20 protein-coding genes are annotated in these 17,043 nt (G+C 59.3%); 1 reads left to right on the forward strand and 19 read right to left on the reverse strand.

Annotated features, from left to right (window positions below; all coding sequences use genetic code 11):
* Positions 1-3: 3 nt before the first annotated feature.
* The 14 genes from IFT47_RS04240 to trmJ all read right to left on the reverse strand — a co-directional run bounded on the left by IFT47_RS04240 (position 4) and on the right by trmJ (position 10,837).
* A complete protein-coding gene (locus IFT47_RS04240) occupies positions 4-1,038 on the reverse strand; it encodes a RodZ domain-containing protein (RefSeq protein WP_192170742.1) in 1,035 nt (344 codons plus the stop codon).
* Positions 1,038-1,796, reverse strand: coding sequence for a type IV pilus biogenesis/stability protein PilW (gene pilW, locus IFT47_RS04245; protein ID WP_192170741.1), 759 nt, complete (start codon positions 1,794-1,796; stop codon positions 1,038-1,040). The genes IFT47_RS04240 and pilW overlap by 1 nt, the downstream gene beginning before the upstream one ends.
* A 26-nt stretch (positions 1,797-1,822) precedes the next feature.
* Entirely contained in the window at positions 1,823-2,971 is a 1,149-nt protein-coding gene (rlmN, locus tag IFT47_RS04250; RefSeq protein WP_192170740.1) for a 23S rRNA (adenine(2503)-C(2))-methyltransferase RlmN, read from the reverse strand.
* 27 nt (positions 2,972-2,998) lie between these two features.
* The gene (ndk, locus tag IFT47_RS04255) at positions 2,999-3,424 is read right to left on the reverse strand and encodes a nucleoside-diphosphate kinase (protein WP_007916882.1); all 426 of its coding nucleotides are present in this window, start codon (positions 3,422-3,424) and stop codon (positions 2,999-3,001) included.
* Positions 3,425-3,514: 90 nt separating this feature from the next.
* Entirely contained in the window at positions 3,515-3,715 is a 201-nt protein-coding gene (gene iscX / locus IFT47_RS04260) for a Fe-S cluster assembly protein IscX (RefSeq protein ID WP_074886338.1), read from the reverse strand.
* 13 nt (positions 3,716-3,728) lie between these two features.
* Complete coding sequence (gene fdx, locus IFT47_RS04265) at positions 3,729-4,070, reverse strand: ISC system 2Fe-2S type ferredoxin (protein ID WP_192170739.1); 342 nt, start codon at positions 4,068-4,070, stop codon at positions 3,729-3,731.
* 3 nt (positions 4,071-4,073) lie between these two features.
* Positions 4,074-5,936 carry a Fe-S protein assembly chaperone HscA gene (hscA, locus tag IFT47_RS04270; protein ID WP_192170738.1) on the reverse strand — a complete coding sequence of 621 codons (1,863 nt, stop codon included), beginning with the start codon at positions 5,934-5,936 and terminating at the stop codon, positions 4,074-4,076.
* Between the two features lie 48 nt (positions 5,937-5,984).
* Positions 5,985-6,503, reverse strand: coding sequence for a co-chaperone HscB (hscB, locus tag IFT47_RS04275; RefSeq protein WP_192171047.1), 519 nt, complete (start codon positions 6,501-6,503; stop codon positions 5,985-5,987).
* Positions 6,504-6,511: 8 nt separating this feature from the next.
* Entirely contained in the window at positions 6,512-6,835 is a 324-nt protein-coding gene (iscA, locus tag IFT47_RS04280) for an iron-sulfur cluster assembly protein IscA (protein WP_065990022.1), read from the reverse strand.
* 51 nt (positions 6,836-6,886) lie between these two features.
* Positions 6,887-7,273 carry a Fe-S cluster assembly scaffold IscU gene (gene iscU / locus IFT47_RS04285; RefSeq protein ID WP_062383507.1) on the reverse strand — a complete coding sequence of 129 codons (387 nt, stop codon included), beginning with the start codon at positions 7,271-7,273 and terminating at the stop codon, positions 6,887-6,889.
* An 89-nt stretch (positions 7,274-7,362) separates the two neighbouring features.
* Positions 7,363-8,577: an IscS subfamily cysteine desulfurase gene (locus IFT47_RS04290; RefSeq protein WP_172610828.1), complete on the reverse strand. Its 1,215-nt coding sequence runs from the start codon at positions 8,575-8,577 to the stop codon at positions 7,363-7,365.
* A 44-nt stretch (positions 8,578-8,621) separates the two neighbouring features.
* Positions 8,622-9,113 carry a Fe-S cluster assembly transcriptional regulator IscR gene (gene iscR / locus IFT47_RS04295; RefSeq protein WP_172610826.1) on the reverse strand — a complete coding sequence of 164 codons (492 nt, stop codon included), beginning with the start codon at positions 9,111-9,113 and terminating at the stop codon, positions 8,622-8,624.
* 168 nt (positions 9,114-9,281) lie between these two features.
* Complete coding sequence (gene cysE, locus IFT47_RS04300; RefSeq protein WP_192170737.1) at positions 9,282-10,064, reverse strand: serine O-acetyltransferase; 783 nt, start codon at positions 10,062-10,064, stop codon at positions 9,282-9,284.
* Positions 10,064-10,837, reverse strand: coding sequence for a tRNA (cytosine(32)/uridine(32)-2'-O)-methyltransferase TrmJ (gene trmJ / locus IFT47_RS04305; RefSeq protein WP_074886355.1), 774 nt, complete (start codon positions 10,835-10,837; stop codon positions 10,064-10,066). The genes cysE and trmJ overlap by 1 nt, the downstream gene beginning before the upstream one ends.
* A 235-nt stretch (positions 10,838-11,072) precedes the next feature.
* Here trmJ and suhB point away from each other — a divergent pair, with 235 nt between their 5' ends.
* Positions 11,073-11,888: a type III secretion system regulator SuhB gene (suhB, locus tag IFT47_RS04310; RefSeq protein WP_074886357.1), complete on the forward strand. Its 816-nt coding sequence runs from the start codon at positions 11,073-11,075 to the stop codon at positions 11,886-11,888.
* Between the two features lie 117 nt (positions 11,889-12,005).
* Here suhB and IFT47_RS04315 read toward each other — a convergent pair whose 3' ends face one another.
* The 5 genes from IFT47_RS04315 to tgt all read right to left on the reverse strand — a co-directional run bounded on the left by IFT47_RS04315 (position 12,006) and on the right by tgt (position 17,029).
* A complete protein-coding gene (locus IFT47_RS04315; protein WP_133776208.1) occupies positions 12,006-12,551 on the reverse strand; it encodes a glycine zipper 2TM domain-containing protein in 546 nt (181 codons plus the stop codon).
* A gap of 118 nt (positions 12,552-12,669) precedes the next feature.
* Positions 12,670-13,581: a protein translocase subunit SecF gene (gene secF / locus IFT47_RS04320; RefSeq protein ID WP_192170736.1), complete on the reverse strand. Its 912-nt coding sequence runs from the start codon at positions 13,579-13,581 to the stop codon at positions 12,670-12,672.
* Positions 13,582-13,590: 9 nt separating this feature from the next.
* Entirely contained in the window at positions 13,591-15,459 is a 1,869-nt protein-coding gene (gene secD / locus IFT47_RS04325) for a protein translocase subunit SecD (RefSeq protein WP_192170735.1), read from the reverse strand.
* Positions 15,460-15,521: 62 nt separating this feature from the next.
* On the reverse strand, positions 15,522-15,860 hold the full coding sequence (yajC, locus tag IFT47_RS04330) for a preprotein translocase subunit YajC (protein ID WP_037012510.1): 339 nt from the start codon (positions 15,858-15,860) through the stop codon (positions 15,522-15,524).
* Positions 15,861-15,913: 53 nt separating this feature from the next.
* On the reverse strand, positions 15,914-17,029 hold the full coding sequence (tgt, locus tag IFT47_RS04335; RefSeq protein ID WP_192171046.1) for a tRNA guanosine(34) transglycosylase Tgt: 1,116 nt from the start codon (positions 17,027-17,029) through the stop codon (positions 15,914-15,916).
* Positions 17,030-17,043 lie beyond the last annotated feature (14 nt).

A 17,043-nucleotide genomic window follows, 5' to 3' on the forward strand; every position in this document is an offset into this window, starting at 1 on the left:
GACTTATTGCCCTAGCTTCAGGCGAGCAGTTTCGCCACTGGTGAAAGGTGCCACATCAACCGGCTGACCGTTGTAGCTCACTTGCGCGCCGCGAGCGAAGCCCAGGCGCAGGGTCAGCGGCGGCTTGCCATTGACGTCGAGGCTGTCGCCTTTTTTCTTGAGACCGCTCATCAGCACTTTGCCATTGCCGTCGGTGACCTGGGTCCAGCAATCATTCACAAACTGAACCTGCACGCGGCCGGCACCTGCCGGTACTGTCGCGGCGTCAGCGGTTGCGCTCGGGGCGCTGTTGACGGGCGCGGTTGTCGCAGGCGTTGGCGCTACGGTCGTGACCGGCGCGGTTGGCGTCGACGCGGTATGCGCAGGCGTTACCGGAGCGGTGGTTGATGTGCTGTGGGGAACAACAGCGCCTGCAACGGTGCCCGTGCTGCTGGACGCGGTGCTGGATGAAGCAGGCGCTTCAGGCGCGGACGCAGGCTCGGCGTTATTCAACGGCAGCGCGGTCTGACCTTGAGCCACAGCTTGATCTTCCGGCTCGTCGAGCGGATGGATCTGGGTGGTGCCGTCGGCGCTTTCGACTTCGACGTGCTCCATGCCCAGATTGGTCGGCTCCTTGCCGCGCAGGGTGGCTTGATCCTGCCACCACACGAAGCCGCCGCCGATCAACGCGATGAGCAGCAAGAGGCTGACGATGCGCAGGATATTGTGGGACAGGCGCACCGGCTCTTCGATTCGGCCCAGCGCATGAACGCTGCTGCCCTTGCCGTCGGTGCCGGTGTACTGATCGAACGCACTGACCAATGCAGCTTGATCAAGGTCCAGCAGCTTGGCGTAGGCACGGACATAGCCGCGGGCAAAGGTATGACCGGGGAGCTTGTCGAAATCGCCTGCTTCCAGATGAGTCAGGGAAGTCACGGTGAGGTTGAGCCTCAACGCCACATCTGGCAGCGACCAGTTCTTGCTCTCGCGGGCCTGTCGCAATGTTTCGCCTGGGTTCGTGCGAGTGGCTGCTACAACTTCGGGATGCGCCGCTTTCATCATTGCTCCGACAGGTATTGCTGATATTCCGGCGTACCGGGATAGAGTCTTTTTAGAAGCAAGCCGTAACTGGCTGCCTTGTTGCGATCATCAAACACCTTCGCCAGCCGCGTGCCGAGCAAGAGGCTTCGCGCATTCTGCTCGCTCAACTGGCTGAAACGCTCGTAGTAATCGCGCGCCGGCACATAATGCCTGTCTTCGTACGACAACTCAGCCATTTCCAGCAACGCGCGTGGCTGCTGACGATCCAGACGCAGCGCTTTGTCGAAATGCTCACGGGCGGCGTCGCGATTGCCGAGCATCACAGCCGTCATGCCGAGGTTTTCGAACACCCGGGCGCGCTCGGCGTAGAGGTTATCTTCAGCGGCCTGCTCGAAGCGCTCGTAAGCTTCCTTGTAACGCTTTTGCTGGTAGAGAAAACTGCCGTAATTGTTAAGGATTCGCGCGTCTTTGGAACGTGCCGACAACGCTTTTTCGTAATACTGGTTCGCCAGTTCCGGTTCCATCTCGGCCTGAAACACCAGAGCCAGCGCGGCATTGGCGTCCGCATCGGAGCCGTTTAGCTCGAGCGCTTTTTTCAGAGGCGCCTTGGCTCGTTCCATCTGGCCTTGCTGAAGATAGCCCAACCCCAACTGCACATAAGCTTGACGAGCCTCGTCACGTCCCTTGCTGGTACTCAGCGGATCGACGTTGCCGGTGGACACACAACCGACCAGCAGCGTGGCAAAACAGAGCAGCAGCGCAACGCGCAGGGACATAGAGATCCTCTCAGTCAAATTCGCATTCAATTGCGAGCGGAAGCGACCTGCACCACGTCGGCATCGGCACTGAGCTCCCGCACGGCGATATAGCGCTCGCTGCGACGGGTGCGGTCCATGACCTGCCCGACCAACTGGCCGCAGGCAGCATCGATGTCTTCACCGCGCGTGGTACGCACAGTGACGTTGAAGCCGGCTTGATGCAGCAGATCCTGGAAACGACGGATCGCGTTGTTGCTGGGGCGCTCATAGCCCGAATGCGGAAACGGATTGAACGGGATCAGGTTGACCTTGCAGGGCGTGTCCTTGAGCAGCTCGATCATCTCGATGGCGTGCTCAGGCTTGTCGTTGATGTCCTTGAGCAGCGTGTACTCGATGGTCAGCACACGCTTTTCGCCCAACGCAGACATGTAGTTGCGGCAGGACTCGAGGAGCATTTTCAGGGGGTACTTTTTATTGATCGGCACCAGCTGGTTGCGCAGCGCGTCATTGGGCGCGTGCAGCGAAAGGGCCAGCGAGACGTCGATGTGCTTGGACAGCTCATCGATCATCGGCACCACGCCGGAGGTGGACAGGGTCACCCGGCGCTTGGAAATGCCGTACCCCAGGTCATCCATCATCAGATGCATGGCGGCAACGACATTGTCGAAGTTCAGCAATGGCTCGCCCATCCCCATCATCACCACGTTGGTGATGGCACGGTCGACGGTAGCCGGGACACTGCCGAAAGATTTGTTGGCAATCCACACCTGACCGATGACTTCGGCGGCGGTGAGGTTGCTGTTGAAGCCTTGTTTGCCGGTGGAGCAGAAACTGCAATCCAGCGCACAACCCGCCTGGGACGAGACACACAGGGTGCCGCGCTTGCCTTGCGGAATGTAAACGGTCTCGACGCAGCTGCCGGACTCGACACGGACGACCCATTTGCGGGTGCCGTCGGTGGAGATGTCCTCGCTGACGACTTCAGGACCCCGAATTTCGGCGCGGCTCTGCAGCTTTTCGCGCAGGGCCTTGCCGACGTTCGTCATGGCGTCGAAGTTATCGACGCCAAAGTGGTGAATCCACTTCATGACCTGACCGGCGCGGAAGCGTTTCTCCCCGATAGACTCGAAGAATTTTTCCATTTCCAGCCGGGTCAGACCCAACAGGTTGATTTTGCCAGTTGATTCAGTCATGGATTCACCCTCACTCGCAGCAATAGCTTAGCGAGTGGTTACCTCGGTAGCAGCGAAGAAGTACGAGATTTCACGAGCAGCAGCGGCTTCGGAGTCGGAGCCGTGAACAGCGTTGGCGTCGATGGAATCAGCGAAGTCAGCACGGATGGTGCCGGCAGCGGCTTCTTTAGGGTTGGTAGCGCCCATCAGTTCGCGGTTCAGAGCGATAGCGTTTTCGCCTTCCAGAACCTGCACGACAACCGGGCCGGAGATCATGAATGCAACCAGATCACCGAAGAAACCACGAGCGCTGTGCTCAGCGTAGAAACCTTCTGCTTCGGCTTTGGACAGTTGCTTCAGTTTCGAAGCGACAACGCGCAGACCGGCTTTTTCGAAACGAGTGGTGATCTCGCCGATGACGTTTTTGGCAACAGCATCAGGCTTGATGATCGAGAAAGTACGTTGAACAGCCATGGTGTAACTCCAGAAGCAGTGATTATTGCGAAAAATTAAACCCGCGAATTATACGCGGGTTTGATGTTATTGCCTAACGTGCAAATCTGATCAGTCGATTTCGTCGGCCCAGAGCGTCTGGACCGCCTCGAGCACTTTTTCGCCGACGCGGCCAGAGGTGTCGTCGAAATCCGGCAGTTGCTTGATCATCAGTTGCAGCTTGGTAAACCCTACTGAATAAGGGTCAACGCCGGGATGAGCCTCGGCGAGTTCTTCAGCGATGCGTTGTACGTCATTCCAACCGTAACTCATGACAGCTTCTCGATCAGTGCGGCGCTTCGGCAGCGTGGTTAAGCGAATATTTCGGGATCTCGACAGTCAGGTCTTCCGTACCGACCTTAGCCTGGCAGGCCAGGCGAGACTGCGCTTCCAGACCCCACGCACGATCAAGATAGTCCTCTTCCAGCTCGTCCGCTTCCTCGAGGGAGTTGAACCCCACACGAATGATGCAGTGACAGGTGGTGCAGGCGCAGACGCCGCCGCATGCGCTTTCGATCTCGATGTGGTGATCGTGGGCGAGTTCCAGAATCGACTTGCCGACTTCAGCCTCGACAACCATCCCGTCCGGGCAATGCTCGGCGTGTGGCAGAAATGTAACCTGCGGCATCAGTTATTCCTCAATCTCATTCAGGTTGCGCCCTGACAGCGCGGCTTTCACCGTCGAGTCAAGGCGGCGGGCGGCGAACGCATCGGTCACCTGCGACAAACGCTTGGTCTGCTGCTCGATGGCCGGGCCGTCATTGCCCTTCATCAATTCACGAAGTTCTTCCATCTGCAGGTCGATGACCATGCGCTCTTCGGCATCGAGCAAGCGCTCGCCATCAGCCTGCAACGCGCCTTCGACCGCCTCGAGCAAACGCTGAGCGTCGACCTGCTGTTCACGCAGCGCGCGAGCCACCATGTCATCACTGGCGTACTGGAACGAATCCTTGAGCATGCGGGTGATTTCGCCATCAGTCAGGCCATACGAAGGCTTGACCTGAATGCTCGATTCCACGCCCGAGGCCAGCTCGCGGGCGGACACACTGAGCAAGCCGTCGGCGTCGACCTGGAAGGTGACGCGGATTTTCGCAGCGCCGGCGACCATCGCGGGAATGCCACGCAGGTCGAAGCGTGCCAGAGAACGGCAGTCGCTGATCAGTTCACGCTCGCCTTGCAGCACGTGGATCATCATGGCCGACTGGCCGTCTTTGTAAGTGGTGAATTCCTGGGCGCGGGCCACCGGGATCGTGGTGTTGCGCGGAATGACCTTCTCCATCAGGCCGCCCATGGTCTCCAGCCCCAGGGACAACGGGATCACGTCGAGCAGCAGCAACTCGCCGCCATCACGCTTGTTGCCTGCCAGCGTATCGGCCTGGATTGCAGCGCCGATGGCGACTACCTGATCCGGGTCGATCTCGGTCAACGGCTGACGGCCGAACAGCTCGGCAACGGCTTCGCGAACACGCGGGACACGGGTGGAACCGCCCACCATGACCACGGCTTCGACTTCATCCAGCTCGATGCCGCAATCGCGAACGGCACGACGGCACGCTTTGAGACTGCGGGCGATCATCGGCTCGATAAGGGCATCGAATGCGGCGCGGGTGAGTAGGCCCTGCCAGTCGCCATGGACGACTTCAACCGAATCGGCGTCAGTCAGGGATTCTTTCGCCGCGCACGCCGTCTGCATCAAACGGCGCTGGGCAGCCGGATCGAGGTCATCGGACAGACCGGCTTCAGCAATGATCCAGGTCGCGATGGCGTGGTCGAAATCATCACCGCCCAGCGCGCTGTCGCCGCCAGTGGCCATGACTTCAAACACGCCGCCGGTCAGGCGCAGGATCGAGATGTCGAATGTGCCGCCGCCCAGATCGTAAATGGCGACCACGCCTTCGGCGTTCTGATCCAGGCCATACGCCACGGCAGCTGCAGTGGGTTCGTTGAGCAGGCGCAGGACGGTCAGACCCGCCAGCTTCGCGGCGTCTTTGGTGGCCTGACGCTGAGCGTCATCGAAATAGGCAGGAACGGTGATGACCGCGCCGACCAGCTCGCCACCCAGTGTTTCTTCAGCGCGCTGACGCAGCACCTTGAGGATGTCAGCCGACACTTCAACCGGGCTCTTCGGGCCCTGCACCGTCTCAATGAACGGCATATGCGACTCGCCACCGGTGAAACGGTAGGGCAACTGCCCACCCAAATGCTTCACATCGGAGATCCCGCGACCCATGAGGCGCTTGACGGAAATGATGGTGTTCAGCGGATCGGTCGCCGCAGCGTCCTTGGCCGACTGGCCCACTTCGACGCGCTCGGCGTGATAGCGAACGGCAGACGGCAGGATGACCTGACCGTTTGCGTCGGGAAGCGGCTCACTGATGCCGCTGCGCAGGGCAGCCACCAGCGAATTGGTGGTGCCGAGGTCAATCCCGACAGCCAGGCGACGCTGATGAGGTTTTGGAGCTTGGCCGGGTTCGGCGATCTGCAGTAGAGCCATTGCTTTTCTGATATCACTGGCGTGCCGCCCCAGAAGGACGGCGCGGGGTTAATCGTCGAGGCGCTCTTCGAGCTGGCGCACTTCGTAGGAGAGCTTGTCGAGGAACTGCATGCGACGCATCAGCCTTTCGGCCTGGTCTCGCTGTGCAGCATCGTCCCAACAAGCCGCGAAGCTTTCGTTCAGTTCTTCCTGGGCAGCCTTAAGCCGGCGCTTGAATACCGCGACACCCGCCAGATCCGCGTCGTCCTGAAGATCTTCGAGCTCTTCGCGCCACTGCATCTGCTGCATCAGAAACTCGGGATCCTGGACGGTGACTTCCAGCGGAACTTCGCCCTTCAGCGCGAGCAGGTAGCGCGCCCTTTTGGGCGCATTCTTCAGCGTTTGGTAGGCGTCGTTCAGACTGGCAGAGCGCTCCAGCGCAACCCGTTGCTCAGCCTCGGGGGCGTCGGCAAAACGGTCGGGGTGCACGCTCCGGGCAAGCTCACGGTAACGCGTCGCCAGCAGGTCGAGATCCAGATTGAAGCCCGGCTGCAGGTCGAATAAAGCAAAGTGACAAGGAGTACCCACAATAAGCCTCAGACGTTGAAGCTTTCGCCGCAGCCACATTCACCGCGCGAGTTGGGATTGTTGAACTTGAAGCCTTCGTTCAACCCTTCCTTGACGAAATCGAGCTCGGTGCCGTCAAGATAGACCAGGCTCTTGGGATCGATGATCACCTTGACGCCGTGGTACTCGAACACCGTGTCTTCGCTTTCCGGCTCATCGACGAACTCGAGCACGTAGGCAAGGCCTGAACAACCGGTCGTGCGAACGCCCAGACGAATGCCGTCACCCTTGCCACGCCCATCGAGGGAGCGGCGTACATGGTTGGCGGCCGCTTCGGTCATGCTGATAGCCATCGGAACTCCTTACCTCACGCAAGTTACTTAACGCAGCGGAACAGACTCTGCTTAGAGCAGGCCTTTCTTCTGCTTGTAGTCGCGAACGGCCGCCTTGATGGCGTCTTCAGCGAGCACGGAGCAGTGGATTTTCACTGGCGGCAGGGCCAGTTCTTCAGCCAGCTGAGTGTTCTTGATGGTCTCTGCTTCATCCAGAGTCTTGCCCTTCATCCACTCGGTGGCCAGGGAGCTCGACGCGATGGCAGAGCCGCAACCGTAGGTCTTGAACTTGGCGTCCTCAATGATGCCTTGTTCGTTGACCTTGATCTGCAGACGCATGACGTCGCCGCATGCCGGCGCGCCGACCATGCCGGTGCCGACATCAGGGTCTTCCGCATTCATCTTGCCGACGTTGCGGGGATTTTCGTAGTGGTCGATGACCTTTTCGCTGTAAGCCATGGTGCAATCCTCATCAGATACAACACGTCGCTCTCACGACACTTGGAAAACCCGGTTTTCAAAGTGCCGCATGAAATGGCGACTTTGAATTAGTGCGCCGCCCACTCGATCTTGGAGATGTCGACGCCGTCTTTGAACATGTCCCACAGCGGCGACAAGGCGCGCAGCTTGGTGACAGCCTCGCAGACTTTCTGCGCGGCGTAGTCGATCTCTTCTTCAGTGGTGAAGCGACCGAAGGTGAAACGGATCGAGCTGTGTGCCAGCTCATCGTTACGACCGAGAGCGCGCAGCACGTAGGAAGGTTCGAGCGAAGCCGAGGTGCATGCGGAGCCGGACGATACCGCCAGATCCTTAAGCGCCATGATCAGCGACTCGCCTTCCACATAGTTGAAGCTCAGGTTGAGATTGTGCGGCACACGGGCAGTCATGCTGCCGTTGACGTACAACTCTTCCAGATGCGCAACCTGCTGATAGAAGCGATCACTCAAGGCTTTGATGCGAACGTTCTCGGCAGCCATGTCTTCCTTGGCAACACGGAACGCTTCGCCCATGCCAACGATCTGGTGCGTCGCCAGCGTACCGGAACGCATGCCACGCTCGTGACCGCCACCGTGCATTTCGGCTTCGATGCGAACACGTGGCTTGCGGCTGACCCACAGTGCGCCAATGCCTTTAGGACCGTAGGTCTTGTGGGCCGAGAACGACATCAGATCAACTTTGAGGTTGGCCAGGTCAATTTCAACCTTGCCGGTGGCCTGCGCTGCGTCGACGTGAAAGAGAACACCGCGGGAACGGGTCATCTCGCCAATCGCTGCGATGTCGTTGACCGTACCGATCTCGTTGTTGACGTGCATGATCGAGACCAGAACGGTGTCGTCGCGCAGGACAGCTTCGATCATGGCCGGAGTGATCAGGCCATCTTCGGTCGGCTCGAGGTAGGTGACTTCAAAGCCTTCACGCTCAAGCTGACGCATGGTGTCGAGCACGGCTTTGTGTTCGATTTTGCTGGTGATCAGGTGCTTGCCTTTGGAGGCATAGAAATGCGCAGCACCCTTGATCGCGAGGTTGTTGGACTCGGTTGCACCGGAAGTCCATACGATTTCGCGCGGGTCGGCATTGACCAGATCAGCGACCTGACGACGCGCGTTCTCTACCGCCTCTTCAGCCTTCCAGCCAAAGACGTGGGAGCGCGACGCCGGGTTACCGAAGTTGCCATCTACCAGCAAACAGTCGCTCATTTTCTGCGCAACACGCGGATCGACCGGGGTGGTTGCGGAATAATCGAGGTAAATCGGCAATCTCATTGAATATCTCCTATCGGGCAGGCGCGCCGCGCGTTCATCTGCGTTCACTCAACGGCGGATGTTTCAATCTTGTCCAGTGGCTGCGTCTTGCTACCGCAACGGCGCAGATCCTGACGTTGGGCGACTTCTTGCACTTCACGGCGAGTGACGAGGTCGGCCAGGCTGATACCGCTTAGAAATTCGTGAATCTGCTGACTGAGGTCGCACCACAAGTGGTGGGTCAGACAGGTGTCGCCAGCATGGCAATCACCGAGCCCCTGGCAGCGCGTCGCGTCAACCGATTCGTTGACCGCGTCGATCACCTGCGCCACCTGAATGCCCTGCATGTCGCGGGACAACTGATAACCGCCGCCGGGACCGCGTACGCTGGAAACAAGGTTGCCGCGGCGCAGCTTGGCGAACAGTTGCTCGAGGTAGGAAAGTGAAATCCCTTGCCGCTCGGAGATATCGGCCAGGGACACTGGCCCATGCTGCGCATGCAATGCCAGATCGAGCATGGCAGTGACAGCGTATCGGCCTTTTGTAGTCAGTCGCATGGCGTGTACCGCGGAGGTTCGGAATGAGGGCGAGTATGCTATTCCCGAGTATTTAAGTCAACTATAAGACCTAGTGGAACAGTCGGGATTACCCGCAAAATCGCGGCCGCATCATAGCAAAACGCGGCGGGGATTGGCACATGTGCCGCCTGCAACCGCGCCGCTGCTTCATTTCCGGGGAGCATCAGCCTGGCGAGGCTCTTTCATGCAGTCGAAGACTTCCTGACGCAACTCCGGCAATTCCTTCTCGCGATATTCGCCGCCCAGGCTCTTCAATGCCTTGCCCATGTCTTCCACACGAACGTCCATCGCTTGCAGGTGATCGAGCAACTGCCCGATCGCGCGCGCCACTGGATCAGGCATGTCCTCGCTGACGCCATAGGCATCGAAGCCGAGCTTTTCGGCGATCGCCTTGCGCTTGGCTTCGGCCTCGTCGTCAGACTTGACGATGATTCGTCCGGGAATGCCCACCACAGTCGCACCCGCCGGCACGGGCTTGGTCACCACCGCGTTGGAACCGACCTTCGCCCCGGCACCCACTGTGAATGGCCCGAGTACCTTCGCACCCGCGCCCACCACAACACCGGACTCCAGAGTCGGATGGCGTTTGCCTTTGTTCCAGCTGGTGCCGCCCAGCGTTACGCCCTGATAAAGGGTCACGTCATCGCCGATCTCGGCGGTCTCGCCGATGACGATGCCCATACCGTGATCGATGAAAAAACGCCGGCCGACTTTAGCGCCGGGATGGATTTCGATGCCGGTCAGCCAGCGACCGAAGTTGGAAACCATGCGCGCTGGCCACTTCAGATCGTTGCGCCACAGCCAGCCGGACAGCCGATGCAGCCAGATCGCGTGCATGCCGGGATAGCAGGTGAGCACTTCAAAGGCATTTCGTGCCGCCGGGTCACGATGAAACACGCTTTGGATGTCTTCCCGCAGACGCTCGAACATCACTGATCCTTCCGCTTATAGGGTTCGCCGTTGGCCGCTTTCTGGGTCTCGGTGAGGATGCCGCGCAAGATGCTCATCTCGGATCGATTGACCGCAGAGCGCCCGTACAGACGACGCAGCCGGGCCATCAGATGGCGCGGCTTCTCGGGATCAAGGAAGCCGATGGTGACCAGCGTGGACTGAAGATGCTCATAGAATTTCTCCATCTCATCCATGGTCGCCAGCTCGGTACTGCGCACCGAGTTGACCTCGAACTTCTCCACCTTGCTTGCCTGCCCGTCAGCCGCGAGCCAGGCCATGCGGGTTTCGTAACTCAACACCTGCACGGCGGCAGCCAGATTCAACGAACTGAATTCCGGGTCCGAAGGAATGTGCACGTGGTAATGGCAGCGCTGCAGCTCTTCATTGGTGAGGCCGGCGTATTCACGGCCGAACACCAGTGCGATCTCTTCGCCCAGCGCGGCGTGCTCCACGGTCTTGACGCCCGCTTCGCGAGGGTCGAGCAGCGGCCAGGGAATGCGGCGATCTCGGGCGCTGGTGCCCAATACCAGGTTGCAGCCTGCCAACGCATCTTCCAGCGTCGCCACGACCTGCGCGCCTTCCAGGATGTCGCCCGCGCCAGACGCCCTTGCATCGGCTTCATGGTGGGGAAACATGGCGGGATCAACCAGCACCAGACGGGAAAGGCCCATGTTTTTCATGGCACGCGCGGCGCCACCGATATTTCCGGGATGACTGGTACCGACCAGGACGACACGAATATTTTGCAGCACTGGTGAAGTCTCGCTAGCAGGTGAAAAGGGGGACGAATGTTACAGAAGCGCTTCCATCGGCGCCACGAACCTTGCGCCTCACGCACGGGATGCGCCACTAAAAGGTGACAGGGCACCGCTGACCTGCGCACGCCAAGCCGACCGGACGCGCGGCAAAGTCTGCACTCGCGCTGGAAATCATCCAAGAGAACCAATAGAATGGCCGGCTCTCTTTAACGACCTAGGTGATCCATCCATGCAGCCCATGCTGAATATCGCGCTGCGCGCCGCCCGCAGCGCCAGCGAATTGATTTTCCGCTCCATCGAGCGCCTGGATACCATCAAGGTCGACGAAAAAGACGCGAAAGATTACGTAACCGAAATCGATCGCGCCGCCGAGCAGAGCATCATCACTGCATTGCGCAAGGCGTATCCAACCCACGGCATCCTTGGCGAAGAAAGCGGCCTGCATGAAGGCAGCGGCGAAGGCACCGACTACCTCTGGATCATCGATCCGCTCGACGGCACCACCAACTTCGTGCGTGGCGTTCCTCACTTTGCTGTCAGCATCGCGTGCAAATACCGCGGCCGCCTTGAACACGCTGTTGTTCTGGATCCGGTCCGCCAGGAAGAGTTCACCGCAAGCCGCGGTCGTGGCGCTGCCCTGAACGGCCGTCGTCTGCGTGTCAGCCCGCGCAAGAGCCTTGAAGGCGCACTGCTCGGCACTGGTTTCCCGTTCCGCGAGAACCAGCTCGATAACCTCGACAACTACATGAACATGTTCCGTTCGCTGGTGGGCCAGACTGCCGGTATCCGTCGCGCCGGCGCTGCGAGCCTCGATCTGGCCTACGTGGCTGCAGGCCGTTTCGATGCGTTCTGGGAATCGGGTCTGTCGGAGTGGGACATGGCCGCAGGCGCTCTGCTCATTCAGGAAGCAGGCGGTCTGGTCAGCGATTTCAACGGCGGTCACGACTTCCTTGAAAAAGGCCACATCGTTGCCGGCAACACCAAATGCTTCAAAGCGGTCCTCACCTCGATCGCTCCGTTCGTGCCGGCTTCGCTGAAGCGCTAAGCCGAGCACGCTGTACAAAAAACCGGCCATGTGCCGGTTTTTTTGTGCCCGAACGCCTGTGCTCTGGGCAACAAAAAAGCACCCGAAGGTGCTTTTTTTGATTAGCTCTACAGGCTATTACTGGCCCGCTTGACTCAGCTCCAGCTGACCGTCCTTGTTGACGGGGATCTGGCTACCTGGATCACGGTCCATACGAACCTGCCCAACTTTGTCGTTAAGCTTGTACTTCACGTTGTAGCCAACCACCTTGTCGCTGATGTCGTTGACGGTGTTGCAGCGCGACTCGGTCGTTGTGTAGGTATCGCGGTTCTGCATGCCTTCCTGAACCTTGTTACCGGCGTAACCACCACCGACCGCACCGGCGACCGTGGCGATCTTCTTGCCAGTACCGCCACCCACCTGGTTGCCAAGCAGGCCACCCGCTACGGCACCGATGACACTCCCCACGATCTGATGCTCGTCCTTCACCGGCGCGCGGTGAGTGACGGCAACGTCCTTGCAGACTTGGCGCGGGGTTTTGATTTGTTCTTTCACAGGCTCGACGGCAAGTACGTCTGCGTACTCTGGGCCGCTTTGTTTTACGAGGCTATAGGTGGCCAAAGCACCACCGGCGGTTACACCGACAGCACCCAATACTGCACCAATAAGCAACGACTTGTTCACGTGAACCTCCTGACGATATTCAGCGCGATTGCTCGCGCTACTCCCAGCCTTGGAGCATAAAAAAAGGCGCGAGTTCACACTCGCGCCTTTTTAGGTGATGGCCGGTTACCAGTATCGGTTACGGACGGTCATCCACCTTGTCGACGGTGACCGGTGGCAGCAAGTCTTCGCTACGCAGGTTCAGCCAGATCAGCACCACGTTGGCGATGTAGATAGACGAGTAAGTACCCGCCAGAACACCAATGAACAGCGCCACCGAGAACCCGTGCAGGCTATCGCCGCCGAAGATCCACAGCGCGACGATCGCCAGCAAGGTGGAGATCGAGGTGGCCATGGTCCGCAGCAGCGTCTGCGTGGTGGAGATGTTGATGTTCTCGATCAGAGAAGCCTTGCGCAGCAGACGGAAGTTCTCGCGAACCCGGTCGAATACCACAATGGTGTCGTTAAGCGAGTAACCGATGATCGCCAGCACTGCAGCCAGTACAGTCAGATCGAAGGTCACCTGGAAGAACGACAGGATACCCATCGTCACCACCACGTCGTGAATCAGCGAGACGATGGCACCCACTGCGAACTTCCACTGGAAGCGGAAGGCGAGGTAGATGAGAACGCCGCCCAGCGCCAGCAGCATGCCGAGGCCGCCCTGGTCGCGAAGCTCTTCACCCACTTGCGGACCGACGAACTCGACGCGCTTGACGGTAACCGGGTTATCGGCACCTGTCTTGCGCAGCGCTTCGGCAACCTGGCTGCCCAGCTGCGGATCTTCACCCGGCATACGAACGAGCAGATCGGTGGTCGCACCGAAGCTTTGCACGACGGCTTCGGTGTAACCCGACGCAACCAGCTCTTCGCGCACTTTGTGCAGATCGGCCGGACGCTCGTAGGTCAGCTCGATCAGCGTGCCGCCAGTGAAATCCAGACCGAAGTTCAGCCCTTTATAGAACCAGCTGAACAACGCCAGAACGGTAAGAAGCATGGTAATGGCGAACGCAATGTTGCGAACGCCCATGAAGTTGATCGTACGTTTCATGGCAGCCCCTTAAATCCACAACTTCTTGAAGTCACGACCGCCAAAGATCAGGTTGACCATTGCGCGGGTCACCATGATGGCTGTGAACATCGAGGTAAAGATCCCGAGGGACATGGTGACCGCAAAACCCTTCACCGGGCCCGTGCCCATCGCGAAGAGAATGCCGCCGACCAGCAGCGTCGTCAGGTTGGCGTCGAGGATCGCGGTATACGCGCGGTCGAAGCCTTCGTTGATCGCACGCTGGACCGTCATGCCGTTGGCGATCTCTTCACGAATCCGCGAGAAGATCAGCACGTTCGCATCGACCGCCATACCCATCGTCAAGACGATACCGGCGATGCCTGGCAGGGTCAGCGTTGCACCCAGCAGCGACATCAGTGCCAGCAGCATGACCATGTTGAAGGCCAGCGCCACCGTCGCGATCAGACCGAAGAAACGGTAGATGGCGAGGATGAACAGCGAGACGAACAGCATGCCCCACAGGGATGCATCGATACCCTTGGTGATGTTGTCGGCACCCAGGCTCGGGCCAATGGTGCGCTCTTCAGCGAAGTACATCGGAGCAGCCAGACCACCGGCACGCAGCAACAGCGCCAGCTCGGAAGACTCACCCGCGCCATTCAGGCCGGTGATACGGAATTGAGCACCCAGCGGCGACTGAATGGTCGCCAGGCTGATGATCTTCTTATCTTCCTTGAAGGTCTGAACCGGCACGTCTTTTTCAACGCCGTTGACCACTTGCTTGGTGTAGGTGGTGGTCGGCTTCTGCTCGATGAAGATCACCGCCATGCTGCGACCGACATTCGCGCGGGTGGCGCGGCTCATCAGATCACCACCATGGCCGTCCAGCTTGATGTTCACCTGAGGACGGCCGTGCTCGTCAAAGCCGGCCTTGGCGTCAGTCACTTGGTCACCGGTGATGATCAGACCACGCTCGACCGGCGCCGCAGGACGACCGCCTTCGCGGAACTCGAACATCTCGGTAGTGGCTTTGTTGTCGTCGGGACCTGCGCCCAGACGGAACTCAAGGTTGGCGGTCTTGCCGAGAATACGCTTGGCTTCGGCGGTGTCTTGAACACCTGGCAGCTCAACCACGATGCGGTTGGCGCCCTGACGCTGAACCAGCGGTTCGGCGACGCCCAGCTCGTTGACCCGGTTACGCACGGTGGTCAGGTTTTGCTTGATCGAGTATTCGCGGATTTCAGCGATCTTGGCTGGGGTCATGGCCAGGCGCAGGATCGGCATCTCGCCGCGATCGCTCGTGGTGATATCGAAATCGGTGTAGTCCTTGCGGATCAGCGCACGGGCCTGTTCGCGGGTATCAGCATCGCTGAAGCCCAGCTGGACGGCGCCGTTATCTTGCGGAAGGCTGCGATAACGCACTTTTTCCTTGCGCAGCAGGCTCTTCACTTCGCCTTCGTAGACATTCAGACGCGCACTGAGCGCCTTGTCCATGTCGACTTCAAGCAGGAAGTGCACGCCACCGGACAGGTCGAGACCCAGCTTCATCGGCGTAGCGCCAATGCTGCGAAGCCATTTCGGCGTAGTCTGAGCCAGGTTGAGCGCAACAACGTAGTCATCGCCCAGCGCCTTGCGTGCGACATCTTTGGCTGGCAGCTGGTCTTCCTGTTTGGTCAGACGCAACAAACCGCCCTTGCCATTCTCGGCCAGAGACGCGCCCTTGACCGCGATGCCAGCATCGGTAAGCGCCTTGCTTACGCGATCCAGATCAGCCTGGTTGACCTGCAGCGCAGTGCTTGCGCCACTGACTTGGATAGCCGGGTCATCAGGGTAGAGATTGGGTGCGGAATAAATAAAACCGATCACCAGCACTGCCAGGATCAGGATGTATTTCCACAGAGGGTATTTGTTCAACATCACGCCGCCTGCTTATAACGCGGGGCGCCTTGCGCGCCCCGTCGATTGGTAAAAGACTGGAATCAGATGGCTTTCAGAGTGCCCTTGGGCAGGGTGGCAGCGATTGCGCCCTTCTGGATCTTCAGCTCTACGGTGTCGGACACTTCGATAACAACGAAGTCATCAGTCACTTTATTGATCTTGCCCGCGATACCGCCGGTAGTGACGACTTCATCACCCTTCTGCAAGTTACCCAGCAAGTTCTTTTGCTCTTTGGCGCGCTTGGCCTGTGGACGCCAGATCATCAGATAGAAGATGACCAGGAAGCCGACCAGGAAAATCCACTCGAAGCCGCCGCCCATAGGGCCTGCAGCAGCAGGGGCAGCCGCATCCGCGAAAGCGGAAGAGATGAAAAAGCTCATTTAACACTCCAGTTGCATATTTTAATAATAGGAAGCGAAAGACCGGATGTCGCTCAGTCCAGTAACGGCGTCACAAGCCCGCGTTTGGCATAGAACGTGTCGACAAAGGCGGCCAATGTACCTTGTTGAATAGCCTCGCGCAAACCAGCCATAAGCAGCTGGTAATGGCGCAAATTGTGGATCGTATTAAGCATGCTACCCAGCATTTCGCCGCACTTGTCCAGGTGATGCAGATAGGCGCGGGAGAAGTTTTTGCAGGTGTAGCAGTCGCAGGTCGGATCCAGCGGCGACTCATCGTAACGATGAAACGCATTACGGATTTTCAGCACACCGGTGTCGATGAACAGATGACCGTTGCGCGCATTGCGCGTAGGCATCACGCAGTCGAACATGTCGACGCCGCGGCGGACACCTTCAACCAGGTCCTCGGGCTTGCCTACACCCATAAGGTAACGAGGTTTGTCAGCCGGCATGCGGCCCGGCAGATAGTCCAGCACCTTGATCATCTCGTCCTTGGGCTCGCCGACCGACAGGCCGCCAATCGCCAGGCCGTCAAAGTCGAGTTCGTTCAGGCCTTCGAGGGAGCGCATGCGCAGGTTCTCGTGCATGCCGCCCTGAACGATGCCGAACAGCGCCGCGGTGTTCTCGCCGTGAGCGATCTTGGAGCGCTTGGCCCAGCGCAGCGACAACTCCATGGAGGTGCGCGCAACCTCTTCGTCCGCAGGATACGGCGTGCATTCGTCAAAGATCATCACGACGTCGGAACCGAGGTCGCGCTGAACCTGCATCGACTCTTCAGGCCCCATGAACACTTTTGCGCCGTCAACCGGAGAGGCGAAGGTCACGCCTTCCTCCTTGATCTTGCGCATCGCGCCCAGGCTGAACACCTGGAAACCGCCGGAATCGGTCAGAATCGGGCCTTTCCACTGCATGAAATCGTGAAGGTCGCCGTGGCCCTTGATGACTTCAGTGCCCGGACGCAGCCACAGGTGGAAGGTGTTGCCGAGGATCATCTGAGCGCCGGTGGCCTCGATGTCCCGAGGCAGCATGCCCTTGACCGTGCCATACGTGCCGACCGGCATGAACGCAGGCGTTTCGACAACGCCGCGAGGAAAGGTCAAACGACCGCGACGTGCTTTGCCATCAGTGGCCAGCAGCTCGAAAGACATACGACAGGTGCGAC

This window comes from Pseudomonas sp. CFBP 13711 (assembly GCF_014842265.1).
Taxonomy (GTDB): domain Bacteria; phylum Pseudomonadota; class Gammaproteobacteria; order Pseudomonadales; family Pseudomonadaceae; genus Aquipseudomonas.

Bases quoted from the DNA above. Each gene is read 5' to 3' on its own strand.
- IFT47_RS04240 (WP_192170742.1), bottom strand. From the start codon at position 1,038: ATGAAAGCGGCGCATCCCGAAGTTGTAGCAGCCACTCGCACGAACCCA.
- pilW (WP_192170741.1), bottom strand. From the start codon at position 1,796: ATGTCCCTGCGCGTTGCGCTGCTGCTCTGTTTTGCCACGCTGCTGGTC.
- rlmN (WP_192170740.1), bottom strand. From the start codon at position 2,971: ATGACTGAATCAACTGGCAAAATCAACCTGTTGGGTCTGACCCGGCTG.
- ndk (WP_007916882.1), bottom strand. From the start codon at position 3,424: ATGGCTGTTCAACGTACTTTCTCGATCATCAAGCCTGATGCTGTTGCC.
- iscX (WP_074886338.1), bottom strand. From the start codon at position 3,715: ATGAGTTACGGTTGGAATGACGTACAACGCATCGCTGAAGAACTCGCC.
- fdx (WP_192170739.1), bottom strand. From the start codon at position 4,070: ATGCCGCAGGTTACATTTCTGCCACACGCCGAGCATTGCCCGGACGGG.
- hscA (WP_192170738.1), bottom strand. From the start codon at position 5,936: ATGGCTCTACTGCAGATCGCCGAACCCGGCCAAGCTCCAAAACCTCAT.
- iscA (WP_065990022.1), bottom strand. From the start codon at position 6,835: ATGGCTATCAGCATGACCGAAGCGGCCGCCAACCATGTACGCCGCTCC.
- iscU (WP_062383507.1), bottom strand. From the start codon at position 7,273: ATGGCTTACAGCGAAAAGGTCATCGACCACTACGAAAATCCCCGCAAC.
- IFT47_RS04290 (WP_172610828.1), bottom strand. From the start codon at position 8,577: ATGAGATTGCCGATTTACCTCGATTATTCCGCAACCACCCCGGTCGAT.
- iscR (WP_172610826.1), bottom strand. From the start codon at position 9,113: ATGCGACTGACTACAAAAGGCCGATACGCTGTCACTGCCATGCTCGAT.
- cysE (WP_192170737.1), bottom strand. From the start codon at position 10,064: ATGTTCGAGCGTCTGCGGGAAGACATCCAAAGCGTGTTTCATCGTGAC.
- suhB (WP_074886357.1), top strand. From the start codon at position 11,073: ATGCAGCCCATGCTGAATATCGCGCTGCGCGCCGCCCGCAGCGCCAGC.
- secF (WP_192170736.1), bottom strand. From the start codon at position 13,581: ATGAAACGTACGATCAACTTCATGGGCGTTCGCAACATTGCGTTCGCC.
- secD (WP_192170735.1), bottom strand. From the start codon at position 15,459: ATGTTGAACAAATACCCTCTGTGGAAATACATCCTGATCCTGGCAGTG.
- yajC (WP_037012510.1), bottom strand. From the start codon at position 15,860: ATGAGCTTTTTCATCTCTTCCGCTTTCGCGGATGCGGCTGCCCCTGCT.
- tgt (WP_192171046.1), bottom strand. From the start codon at position 17,029: ATGTCTTTCGAGCTGCTGGCCACTGATGGCAAAGCACGTCGCGGTCGT.